Source organism: Phenylobacterium sp. (assembly GCF_037138395.1).
In the GTDB taxonomy this organism is placed as follows: Bacteria; Pseudomonadota; Alphaproteobacteria; order Caulobacterales; family Caulobacteraceae; genus Phenylobacterium.
On record NZ_JBAXIM010000124.1, the window covers coordinates 1 to 7,586 of the forward strand.

Annotated in this window: 9 protein-coding genes; 7 read left to right on the forward strand and 2 right to left on the reverse strand. The window is 67.1% G+C overall.

The annotated features are described in order from the left end of the window. On the forward strand, nucleotides 1-374 hold a 374-nt coding region (locus WCJ52_RS10005), incomplete at its 5' end, for a M23 family metallopeptidase (RefSeq protein ID WP_336903161.1). 10 nt (nucleotides 375-384) lie between these two features. Here the strand turns inward: WCJ52_RS10005 and WCJ52_RS10010 are convergent. Continuing rightward, nucleotides 385-1,224 (reverse strand): ATP-binding protein, encoded by an 840-nt coding sequence (locus WCJ52_RS10010; RefSeq protein ID WP_336903162.1) that lies wholly within the window; start codon nucleotides 1,222-1,224, stop codon nucleotides 385-387. Nucleotides 1,225-1,335: 111 nt separating this feature from the next. On the opposite strand from WCJ52_RS10010, the gene yajC reads away from it, so the two are divergent. From yajC to WCJ52_RS10040, 6 genes are all read left to right on the forward strand, one after another. Further along, nucleotides 1,336-1,683 carry a preprotein translocase subunit YajC gene (yajC, locus tag WCJ52_RS10015; protein ID WP_336903163.1) on the forward strand — a complete coding sequence of 116 codons (348 nt, stop codon included), beginning with the start codon at nucleotides 1,336-1,338 and terminating at the stop codon, nucleotides 1,681-1,683. Nucleotides 1,684-1,693: 10 nt separating this feature from the next. After that, the gene (secD, locus tag WCJ52_RS10020) at nucleotides 1,694-3,283 is read left to right on the forward strand and encodes a protein translocase subunit SecD (RefSeq protein WP_336903164.1); all 1,590 of its coding nucleotides are present in this window, start codon (nucleotides 1,694-1,696) and stop codon (nucleotides 3,281-3,283) included. A gap of 8 nt (nucleotides 3,284-3,291) precedes the next feature. Then, nucleotides 3,292-4,239 (forward strand): protein translocase subunit SecF, encoded by a 948-nt coding sequence (secF, locus tag WCJ52_RS10025; protein WP_336903165.1) that lies wholly within the window; start codon nucleotides 3,292-3,294, stop codon nucleotides 4,237-4,239. Beyond that, nucleotides 4,236-4,595: an Mth938-like domain-containing protein gene (locus WCJ52_RS10030; RefSeq protein WP_336903166.1), complete on the forward strand. Its 360-nt coding sequence runs from the start codon at nucleotides 4,236-4,238 to the stop codon at nucleotides 4,593-4,595. The genes secF and WCJ52_RS10030 overlap by 4 nt, the downstream gene beginning before the upstream one ends. 80 nt (nucleotides 4,596-4,675) lie before the next feature. After that, nucleotides 4,676-5,287 (forward strand): urate hydroxylase PuuD, encoded by a 612-nt coding sequence (locus WCJ52_RS10035; protein WP_336903167.1) that lies wholly within the window; start codon nucleotides 4,676-4,678, stop codon nucleotides 5,285-5,287. A 75-nt stretch (nucleotides 5,288-5,362) separates the two neighbouring features. Then, the gene (locus WCJ52_RS10040) at nucleotides 5,363-6,061 is read left to right on the forward strand and encodes a squalene/phytoene synthase family protein (RefSeq protein ID WP_336903168.1); all 699 of its coding nucleotides are present in this window, start codon (nucleotides 5,363-5,365) and stop codon (nucleotides 6,059-6,061) included. Here WCJ52_RS10040 and trmFO read toward each other — a convergent pair. Beyond that, nucleotides 6,005-7,432 carry a methylenetetrahydrofolate--tRNA-(uracil(54)-C(5))-methyltransferase (FADH(2)-oxidizing) TrmFO gene (gene trmFO / locus WCJ52_RS10045; RefSeq protein WP_336903169.1) on the reverse strand — a complete coding sequence of 476 codons (1,428 nt, stop codon included), beginning with the start codon at nucleotides 7,430-7,432 and terminating at the stop codon, nucleotides 6,005-6,007. The genes WCJ52_RS10040 and trmFO overlap by 57 nt on opposite strands. Nucleotides 7,433-7,586: the final 154 nt, after the last annotated feature.

Sequence of the window (7,586 nt, forward strand, 5' to 3'; positions counted from 1 at the left end):
TTCGGGGAGAGATCCTTTCGGACTTCGGGCCCAAGGGGACAGGGCAGAGGAATGACGGCGTCAATATCCGAGCCGCCCGCGGGGCCCCTGTCCGCGCCTCGGCGGCGGGCGAGGTGGTCTATGCCGGCGATCAGGTACCCGGCTTCGGGAACCTGGTGCTGATCAAGCACCCCGACGGCTGGGTGACCGCCTACGCCCACATGTCGAACGTGGATGTGAAGATCCAGCAGAAGGTCCTGCAGGGCCAGCAGATCGGCGAGGCGGGCGACACTGGCGGGGTCTCTGAGCCCCAGTTGCACTTCGAGATCCGCTATGCGCCCACGCCGGCGGAACGCGCGCGGCCGGTGGCACCCACCCTCCTGCTGCCCCGCTAGATCCTGGGAATCAGAGGGGCAGGGCGATGCCCTTTGACCCGGCGTGGTCGAGGATGAACTGCCAGGCCACCCGGCCCGAGCGGCCGCCTCGGGCCTGGGCCCACTGCAGGGCCCGGCGGTCGAGCCCGCGCACTGGAAGCCCGTAGCGACGGGCGTAGCCGCGCACGGCCGCCAGGTAGGTCGGCTGGTCCATGGGCGGGAAGCCGATCCAGAGCCCGAACCGGTCGGAGACGCTGACCTCCTCCTCGGCATCCTCGGCGGCGGCGATCAGCCCGCGATCCTCCACATGGCCCCTCGGCATGAGGTGACGCCGGTTAGAGGTGGCCAGGAACAGGACATTGGAGGGAGGGCCGGACACGCCGCCCTCGAGGGCGGACTTGAGCGCCTTGGCCGCCTCTGCGCCGTCCTCGAAGGACAGGTCGTCGCAGAGCACTACGAAGCGTTCGGGCCGCCCCCCCAGCAGGTCGAAGAGGCGGGGCAGGGCGGAGACCTCATCACGGTCCACCTCCACCAGCTTCAGGTCGCTGCGATCCGCGGCCATGCCCATGAAGGCGGCCTTGGCCATCGAGCTCTTCCCGGCGCCCCGCACGCCCCAGAGCAGGATATGGTTGAAGGGCAGACCCGAGGCGAAGCGCTCAAGGTTGGCGCACAGGAGCGCCTTCTGGCGATCCACCCCCAATAGGGCGTCGAGGGGAAGGGCGTAGTCCCGGGCGGGTGCGAACCGGGCCCGGGCGGCGTCATGGCGGAATAATCGCGCCAGACTGAAGTCGGGCACCTCGGGAGGGCTGGGCGCCAGGCGCTCCAGCGCCTCAGCGATGCGGATCAGCAGGGGGGACAGGTCCTCGGTCATGTCATGTGATTAGCCATCCCGCCCCTCCATTGCAAAAGGTCGGTCGAGCGCATAGCTTCCGTCCACCCTGAATTCGGGCGCGGCGCGCGCCCGCCCCTTTTCGGAGAGCCCATGTTCGCCACGCCCGCCTTCGCCCAAACTGTCGCCGGAGCCTCCGCCGGCGGGATGCAGGCCATGCTGATTCAGCTCGCTCCCCTGATCGGGCTTTTCGCCCTGTTCTACTTCCTCATGATCCGCCCCCAGCAGAAGCGGATGAAGGATCACCAGAACATGCTCTCGGCGCTCAAGCGCAATGACGTCGTGGTCCTGCCCTCGGGCGTGATCGGCAAGGTCGTGCGGGTCGAGGACGCAGAAGTTGGCGTCGAGATCGCCCAGGGCGTCACCGTGAAGGTGGTCAAGGGCATGATCACCAGCGTACGCACACGCTCCGAGTCCGCAGCCAACGACGCCAAGGCCTAGGCCAGGGCTCATGCTGGCTCCTTCCCGATGGCGGCTGATCTCGGTTGTCGCCGCCCTGATCTTCGGCGTGCTCTTCACGCTGCCGAACCTCCTGCCGGCCAACCTGCGCGAGGCCCTGCCGCCCTTTCTGCCCAAGCAGACGCTGAACCTCGGCCTCGACCTGCAGGGCGGATCCTACCTCAAGCTGTCGGTCGATACCGGGGCCCTGCGCGCAGAGAAGACCACCAACCTGATCGAGGATATCCGCACCACCCTGAAGGGCGAGGACATCGCCTTCACAGACCTGGGCCAGGTGGGACAGGACGTCACGGTCCGAATCACGGATCCCGGCCGCCTGAACGAGGCCCTCAACCTCCTGAGGTCCCGCCTTGGCGGCGCGGTGTCCGCAGGAGGCAGCGGGCTTGAACTCGCCGCCCAGCCCGACCAGCGGATTAAGCTCGGCTTTTCCGCCCAGGCCCTGAACACCGAGGCCAGCCGGGCCGTGGACCAGTCGATCGAGATCATCCGTCGCCGGATCGATGCCCTCGGCACCCGGGAGCCGGCGATCCAGCGCCAGGGCCTGGACCAGATCGTGGTTCAGGCGCCCGGCGAGAGCGATCCTGAACGCCTGAAGTCGATCATCGGCCAGACCGCCAAGCTGACCTTCCAGATGGTCGACGACTCCGTCTCGGTGGCCGAGGCGGCCGAGGGTCGGATTCCGCCAGGCTCAATCATATTGCCAAGCCAGGCCGAAGGGCCCCTGCTGGTGAAGAAGCGGGCCGTGGTCACTGGCGAAATGCTCACCGAGGCCACTCAGGGCTTCGACGGCCGCTCGGGCCAACCGGTAGTGAATTTCCGCTTCAACGGCCAGGGCGCGGCCCGGTTCGGCGAGGTCACAGCGAGCAACATCGGCAAGCGCTTCGCCATCGTCCTTGATGGCAAGGTCATCTCCGCCCCGGTAATCCAGAGCGCCATCATGGGCGGCTCTGGCCAGATTTCCGGCAATTTCACCGCCGAGTCCGCCAACGAGCTGGCGGTCCTGCTCCGGGCCGGTGCCCTGCCGGCGCCGCTCAGGATCGAGCAGCAGAACACGGTGGGTGCCGAACTCGGGGCCGACGCTGTTCGCGCCGGAGCCATCTCCCTGGCGATCGGCGCCGTGGCCATGTTTGTCTTCATCATCCTTGCCTACGGCCTGTTTGGGGTCTTCGCCGCCCTGGGACTTATCCTGAATGTGCTCCTGATCATCGGGGCCATGTCCTTGACCCAGGCCACCCTGACCTTCCCGGGTATCGCCGGCATAATCTTGACCCTCGCGGTCGCCGTGGACGCCAACGTCCTCATCTATGAACGGGTCCGGGACGAGGCCCATCTGGGGCGTTCGCCCCTCCAGGCCCTGGAACAAGGTTACCAGAGAGCGCTGGTGTCCATCCTGGACGCCAACATCACCAGCGCCATCTCGGCTGTCATCATGTTCATGTTCGGAGCCGGGGCCGTGCGCGGCTTTGCCTGGACCCTGCTGATCGGCGTGATCACCTCGGTCTTTACGGCGGTGGTGGTAACCCAGCTGCTGATCGGCTGGTGGTACCGGGCGAAGAAGCCCAAGACCCTACCCATCGTCTAGAGGCTCCCATGCGCTGGCCCTTCATCCGAAACCTGCCAACAGATTTCAACTTCGACTTCGTGCGATTGGCGCCGTTCGCCGCAGTGCTGTCCGCCATCCTGATCGCGGCATCGGTAGGCTCGTTCGTCTTCCGTGGCCTGAACTTCGGCATCGACTTCGTGGGCGGTGCCCAGATCCAGGTGCAGACCCAGAAGCCTCTCGACATCGGCGGTTTGCGCCGGGTGATGACCGAGGCCGGCGGCGAGGACGCCCAGGTCCAGTCCCTGGGGGCGGGCAACGGTGCCATACTGAGGTATCGGGTGCCGAGCGACGCCGACCTCAACCAGAGTATCCAGACCGTCAAGACGGCCCTTCAGAAGGCCTTCCCGGGAATTGAGATCCGCTCGGCCGAGACGGTCGGCGGAAAGGTCTCCGGCGACCTTGCGCGGTCAGGGGCTATCGCCCTCAGCGTCGCCATGCTGCTGATGCTTCTCTACATCTGGTTCCGCTTCCAGTTGCAGTTCGGGCTCGGGGCCATTGTCGCGGTGCTGCATGACGTAGTCCTGACCCTGGGCGTCCTGTCCATCGCCCAGCTTGAGGTCTCCATGACCTCCATCGCCGCCCTCCTGACCGTGATCGGCTACTCGATGAACGAGAAGGTCATCACCTTCGACCGGCTTCGCGAGAACCTTCGGAAGTACAAGACCACCCCTCTCGCCGAGATCATCAACCGGTCTGAGAACGAGCGGCTGTCGCGGACCCTGATCACGGGTTCCACCGCCATCATCGCCCTCTCGGGGGCCCTGTTCCTGGGGGGGCCGGTCCTGCTGCCCCTCGTCTTCACCATGGTGTTCGGCGTGATCATCGGCACCTATTCGTCCATCTACGTCGCCCTGCCCATCATCCTGCTCTGGGGCGTGCGCCGGGACGACGAGGACGCGATACCCCTAAAGCCGGCGGACGCCCGGCGCAGATGACCCGCGCGGCGCCGCAGGTCGATGCCTTCGGCGGCGGCGGGTTCCGCCTGTCCGGCGACTGGAAGTCTGGGTCCGTCCTGATCCTGGACGATATCGCCCATCCCTGGCCCATCGCTTCGGCGGCAGCCCTGTCCGTGGAGGCCCTCGCGCCGGTCCTGAAGGCGGGGCCCGGGGTCAGCGAGCTCATGGTCCTGGGCATGGGCGCGTCCAACGCCCTGCCACCGAGGGAGGTCCGCCAGGCCTTTCTCGCCGCAGGCCTGGGCCTCGAGTTCCTCGACACTCCAGCGGCGGCCAGGCTCTACAACTTGTTGACCTCGGAAGGCCGCAGGGTCGCGGCCGCCCTGATCGCAGTTTGATCCGGTTCAAACCGCCGCTTCCCGAGCCCACCGAATGCCCTTAAGAAGGGTTTAAGGGTAGATTTTCAAAGGGCTGGAAAATGTTCAAATTTGCTTCGGGACTGCTGTCCAACCTGCGGAACACGATGATCCTGAGTTCGATCCTCGCGCTGTTTGTGATCGGTGGCTACATGCATCACGCTGGCGGGGTCGATGCGATCTTCGTCCAGGCGGTGCTTCGTTTCGTGCACCTGGTGTTCGGCATCATGTGGATCGGGCTGCTGTACTATTTCAACTTCGTTCAGCTTCGGAAAATGCCGGAGATCCCGGCTGAGCTGAAGCCGGCGGTGTCCAAGTACATCGCGCCCGAAGCGCTCTTCTGGTTCCGCTGGGCGGCCCTGTTCACCTGGGTGGCTGGCGTCATCCTCGCCTACAACCGCGGCTACTTGTTCGATGCCTTCGCTCTGGGCCTGACCAGCCACAATCCCCAGCACAGCTTCATCGGCATGGGCATGTGGCTCGCCACCATCATGTTCTTCAATGTCTGGGTCTTCATCTGGCCGAACCAGAAGATTGCCCTGGGAATGGTTGAGGCCGACGCCGACGCCAAGGCCAAGGCGGCCAGGACCGCCATGTTGGTCTCACGCCTGAACACCTTCATTTCCATCCCCATGCTCGCCACCATGGGCATGAATCAGACCATCTTCGGCTGATCCCCGGATCTGCCGGAACGGACGGGCCCGCAGTCCCTGCGGGCCCGTTTTCCATTGAGCCCGACGCCCCAGGTCATGCCGGAACCAGATACGTCCTTACCCGGTGATCTCGACGCCGCGCTGGCGCGGACAGACCCCGATCGCTGGTTGTCCAGCCGTTTCGCCGCGGGCGCCGAGGCCCGCCGGGCGCTTGTGGCCCTCTATGCCTTCGACCAGGAACTGGCCCGCGCCCCGCGCAACGCCTCGACCCCCCTTGTCGGCGAGATGCGGCTGGCCTGGTGGGGAGAGGTGTTGGCCGAGATGGCTTCCGGTGGCCCTGTCCGTCGCCATCCCGTCGCCCAGGCCCTGGCCGAGGCGGCCCGAACCTTCAGCCTGGACCCCGGGGCCCTCGAGGCCCTGGTGGATGCCCGTTACCGCGAGCTGGACCCTCGGCCCCTGACGCTGGAGGAGGCCCTGGAGTGGGCGGACGGCACGGGCGGCGGCTGCGCCGTTCTGGCGGCCTCCATCCTGGACCCTGAAAGCGATCCCGGCGCGGCGCGCGCTGGCGGAGGCGCCTGGTCGATCGGCCGCCTTGTCCGAACTGCAGGTCTTACGCTGGACGCCGCCCAGGCCCCCATGGACACCCGCCTCAAGGCGGCGCGGGGTGTGACGGCGCGGGCCTTCCCTGCGGTTGCCCACGCGGCCCTCGCCCGGGCCCGGGCTCGGGGTCGGCCGCCGTCAGATCTCGGAGACCGCCTGCGACTGATGGGCGCTGTGCTGACCGGGCGCGTCTGACGCCCAGGCGGCCAGGTCCGCCAGGGCGCGCTTGCCCATGGCGAGCTTGCGGCCGTGGCTCCGGACCTTTGAACCCAACCGCCGCCCGTCGGCGTCCCGCTTTGGGGCCTCTACCAGGGGCATGAGGCCGTAATTGATGTTCATGGGCTGGAAGGATCCTCGGCCGCCGTCCAGGTGCCCACCCGTGATGTGGTTGACCAGGGATCCCAGCGCCGTGGTGGCCGGCGGCGCCTCCAGGGCTTGCCCCAACCGCTCCGCCGCCGCGAGCCGACCGGCGAGCAGGCCCATGGCTGCGCTCTCTACATAGCCCTCCACCCCCGTGACCTGGCCGGCGAACCGGAGCCGGGGCTGGGCCTGGAGCCGCAGCTGGCGATCCAGGAGCCGAGGACTGTTCAGGAAGGTGTTCCGGTGCAGGCCGCCGAGCCGGGCGAAGACCGCCTTCTCCAGCCCGGGGATCATGCGGAAGATCTCGGACTGGGCCCCGTGCTTCAGCTTCGTCTGGAAGCCGACCATGTTCCAGAGGCTTCCAAGGGCGTTATCCTGCCGCAGCTGGACCACGGCCCAGGCCTTGTCGTCCGGGCGGTGGGCGTTGGTCAGGCCGACGGGCTTCATCGGGCCATGCCGCAGGGTTTCTCGCCCGCGCTCGGCCATGACCTCGATCGGCAGGCAGCCATCGAAGTAGGGCACATTCTCCCACTCGCGGAATTCCGACTTCGGTCCCGCCAGCAGGGCGTCGATGAAACCCTCGTACTGGTCCCGGTCCATGGGGCAGTTGATGTAGGCCTGGGTGTCGCCGCCGGGGCCCGCCTTGTCATAGCGCGACTGGCGCCAGGCGATGTCCATGTCGACGGACTCAAGGGTCACGATGGGGGCGATCGCGTCGAAGAAGGACAATTCGTCCTCCCCGGTCAGGCCCTGGATGGCCGCCGCCAGGTCGGGGGAGGTCAGGGGTCCCGTCGCGATGATGACGCTGTCCCAGTCGGCCGGAGGCTCGCCCGCCACCTCGCCCCTCTCGATCGTCACGAGGGGATGTGAGGTCAGGCGCGCCGTCACGGCGGCCGAGAAGCCGTCCCGGTCGACGGCAAGGGCACCCCCGGCCGGTACCTGGTGGGCGTCGCCGCAGGCCAGGATCAGGGAATCCAGGTTGCGCATCTCGGCGTGCAGCAGACCCACCGCGTTCGACGTCCAGTCGTCGGCCCGGAAGGAGTTCGAACAGACCAGTTCGGCGAGCCCGTCTGTGTGGTGGGCGTCGGTGCCCCGGACGGGGCGCATTTCATGCAGGATGACGGGGACGCCGGCCTGGGCGATCTGCCAGGCGGCTTCGGAACCGGCCAGGCCGCCGCCGATGACGTGTATGGGGAGAATGGACATGCGTGGCTAACTAGCAACGATCTTGCGGGATCGCGAGCCGAACCTCCGCCGCCCTTGCACATGACGGGGTGCAGTCGCCAAATGGCATCAGGGGAAGGAACCGATTCAAGGCCCTCAGGGTAACGGTTCAGGTGCGCGACATGACGGTGTTTTC

Bases quoted from the DNA above. Each gene is read 5' to 3' on its own strand.
- WCJ52_RS10010 (WP_336903162.1), bottom strand. From the start codon at position 1,224: ATGACCGAGGACCTGTCCCCCCTGCTGATCCGCATCGCTGAGGCGCTG.
- WCJ52_RS10030 (WP_336903166.1), top strand. From the start codon at position 4,236: ATGACCCGCGCGGCGCCGCAGGTCGATGCCTTCGGCGGCGGCGGGTTC.
- WCJ52_RS10040 (WP_336903168.1), top strand. From the start codon at position 5,363: ATGCCGGAACCAGATACGTCCTTACCCGGTGATCTCGACGCCGCGCTG.
- secF (WP_336903165.1), top strand. From the start codon at position 3,292: ATGCGCTGGCCCTTCATCCGAAACCTGCCAACAGATTTCAACTTCGAC.
- yajC (WP_336903163.1), top strand. From the start codon at position 1,336: ATGTTCGCCACGCCCGCCTTCGCCCAAACTGTCGCCGGAGCCTCCGCC.
- trmFO (WP_336903169.1), bottom strand. From the start codon at position 7,432: ATGTCCATTCTCCCCATACACGTCATCGGCGGCGGCCTGGCCGGTTCC.
- WCJ52_RS10035 (WP_336903167.1), top strand. From the start codon at position 4,676: ATGTTCAAATTTGCTTCGGGACTGCTGTCCAACCTGCGGAACACGATG.
- secD (WP_336903164.1), top strand. From the start codon at position 1,694: ATGCTGGCTCCTTCCCGATGGCGGCTGATCTCGGTTGTCGCCGCCCTG.